Annotated in this window: 1 pseudogene; it reads left to right on the forward strand. The window is 54.2% G+C overall.

What is annotated here, in order from left to right:
* A pseudogene (locus IO95_RS25510) lies at positions 1-3,524 on the forward strand (autotransporter outer membrane beta-barrel domain-containing protein); the annotation flags it as partial.

Genomic DNA, 3,524 nt, shown 5'->3' on the forward strand with positions numbered 1-3,524 from the left:
CCGTCAGTATTGATAACAGCGCCGATATGTCACTGACCGGTGATAACAGCAGCTTCAACGGGCTGTTTGCTATTGATGGCAATAGCCAATTGACCGTCGGCTTGCAACAAAACCTGGGCAATGGCGCGGTAGATATCGCCAGTGGCAGCACCCTGCAGTTCCTGAACTTTGCCGGTAATGTGCCATCGATACTCGCCAACACCCTCACCGGCAGCGGCACTTGGTGGCTCAACAACAGCAATATCAATCTGGCGGGCAACACCACCCGGATGGCTGGCTTCGATGGCCTGATCGACATCAACGGTAATGCCCGTTTGACCCTGGATGAACTCACCAGCCTCAACGCCGCTACCCAGTTTAATGTGCAGGGAGCGGGCGATAACCTGGATATCACCACCTCCGGGCTGTTCAACTTTAATTATGCGTTGACCGGCAACGGTACGGTGAATGTGGATACTGCAGGCCAGGCTTTCAGTTTCGGCAATGCGGTGGGGGCTCTGTTTAGCGGTGATGTTCACCTCAACAGCAGTACCTTCTCACTGGCTGGCAGCAATACCGCTGCGCTCACCGCTGCCACGCTGGTGCTGGAAAACGACAACACCACCACCGTCGGGGTATCCGGTACCGCCAGCAACCAGACTATCGGCAACCTGACCCTCAACGGCGGCACCCTGCAGTTTTACAGTGGCATTCCAGCCACCAACGCCGAGAGCACCCTGACCACCGGCATATTCACCGCCAATAGCGGGATTGTTGACGTCGTCGGGCCGCAGTCTGCCCCGAACACCGGGGGTTCGCTGCTCAATCAGATCGGCAATAACGCCGGTACCGCGCTGATTTTCTCCAACAATGCCACCAATATCGACAACCTGACGCTGCACCTCAATGGCGTGGCGGTGACTAACCAGCCAGTGGCGTCTGATCTGATCCAAAACAGCATAACGGTCGCTCAGGCGCTCTATGATTACGGCCTGTTGAATACACGGGGTACAGACAACGGGTTGTTCCTCAATTTTAACCTGATCCAGCTCAACCTGATTGAAGATGTGCCAAATGCCCTGCTGGTGGCCACCGATGCCAACCCTGGCAGCAATCATGACTTGTCGGTGCTGGTGACTGGGGCTGGCGGCATCGTTCTGGATGCGTCCGCAGCACCACTCACCATCTCCAATGGCGGGAATAGCTACAGCGGCACCACTCAGGCGACCGGCGGCACCGTGCTGTTGGGGGCGAGTAATGCCCTGGGGCAAACCCAGTTGTTGACGGTGGATAGCAACGCCCTGTTCGATATGGCCGGTTTTACCCAAACCGTGGGGGCGCTGGATAACCTCGGTGCCCTGACGCTCAATGGCGGCACATTAAGCAGTGACGGCCTGTTGACCAATAACGGCACCCTTAACTTGGCAGGTGGTACTCTCAATCTGCTGGCGGGTGGCACTTCCACCGCAGCCGATGGCCTGGCCGGTGCCGGCAGTTTGAATGTTCAGGGCGGCAGCTTAACCCTGAGCGCCGATAACAGCACCCTGTCTGCCATCACTACCATTGTCAGCGGTGCTGACGTCACCTTAACCAATACTGGTACCCTCGGCTCTGGTGACATCAATATCGCCGGGGCCCTGAACTTTAACCGTGACGGCAGCTTCGCCAACCGACTCCGTGGTAACGGGGTGGCAAATACCAACGCTAACGTCCAACTGACCGGCAACAGCGACTTTAGCGGTACCCAAGCTATCAATAGCGGCGGTACGCTAACAATCAACGAAGCCCGCAATCTGGGGGCCGACAGCGCCACGGTGGATTTAACCACCACTAGCTCTACCCTGGTGTTTGATGGCCTGATTGGCAGCGTCGCACAAACCCTGCAAGGTATCGTGGACTCCACCGTGAGTATTACTAATAACGCCAATATGTCACTGATTGGCGATAACAGTAACTTCAACGGGCTGTTTGCTATTGATGGCAACAGCACCTTGAGCGTCGCTGCTTTGCAAAACCTCGGGGCGAGTACGGTTGATATTGCCAGCGCCAGCCAGTTGATCTTCAACAATTTTGCCGGTGGTGCCTTAACGCAACTGAACAACAGTTTAAGCGGCGGTGGGAGCTGGGTATTGAATAACAGCCAGATTGATTTGTCTGGCAACGGCAACTTGGTCGACTTCAGTGGCCTGGTCGATATCAATACCTCTTCCAGTATCACCATCGACCAAGATACCGCCTTAAATACCGCGGCAATATTCAATGTTGCCAATGCCACCGACAGGTTGAATATTAATAGCAATGTTGATTTCACCTTGAATAATGTCCTGCGGGGCTCAGGGGCGGTGAATGTTAACGCCAGTGGTAATGCGTTTAACTTTAGTAGCAGCGTAGGGAGTGACTTTAACGGCACAGTGACACTGCAAAATACCAACTTCTTGCTCACTGGTGACAACACCGCCGCATTGACCAAGGCGACGCTGGCTCTGAACAGTGGCAGCGTGACTCAGGTTGGCGTTGCGAATACCCCAAGTACCGAAGCGATCAACGCCTTAACCATGAACGGCGGTACGCTGAATTTCTTTTCCGGCATTCCTGATGTCAGTGCGGATAGCATCATTCAGACTGAAGCCTTCACCGCAGCGGGTGGCGTGGTCAATATCACCGGGGACCTCTCCTGGACCAATAATGTGCCGACCATTCCGCCAGATTTGTCGCTGCTGGACCAAAACCGGGGTATGGCGGGGATGACCTTAATTACCGCCGATATGGCCAGTGGTGCCAATAATCTGACACTACAACTGAATGGTCAGCCTGTGGTACCCGATGCAGGCATAACCTCGGTCATTACACAAAATGGGGTCAATGTCGCGGAAGGGATTTACGACTATCACCTTTCTAACGCCAGCGTCACCGGCGCCATGGGGCTCTACCTGAATTATGAGTTGCACACGCTTAATTTGTTAACCGATGACCAAGATGCACTGGAGATCGCCACCAGCGCTGATGCGGCTTCGAATCGCACCCTCACTGCCAGGCTGACCGGGGTCGGGGATATTGTCTTCAATGCCGCAGCGGCACCATTAACCATTACCAACAGCGCCAATGATTACCGTGGTACAAGCACCATCTCTGGGGGGCTAGTGCTGCTGGGTGACAATAATTCATTGGGGCAGACCTCATTATTAACTGTCAACAACGGCGCTACTTTCAAGACTAACGGATTTAATCAAACAGTCGGTGCGTTAGATAATGCTGGCCTGATTGATCTGGATCCTAGCGTGTTAACCGCAGGTGTAATGAATAACACCGGTATCATTGATCTTGCTGGTGGTACGTTGATTCTTACCGACGGTGGCACCTCCAGTTCGGTAGGCGGTTTGACTGGTGGTGGTCTGTTAAATGTACAAGGGGGGAACCTGAGTTTAACCGCTGCCAATGACACCTTAAGTGCCAATACCCTAATTGCCTCTGGTGCAGCTATCAGCCTGAGTAATACCGGAAACCTGGGGACCAGTGCCGTAGAGGTGGTGGGTGCACTGAACTTT

The organism is Serratia sp. DD3 (assembly GCF_000496755.2).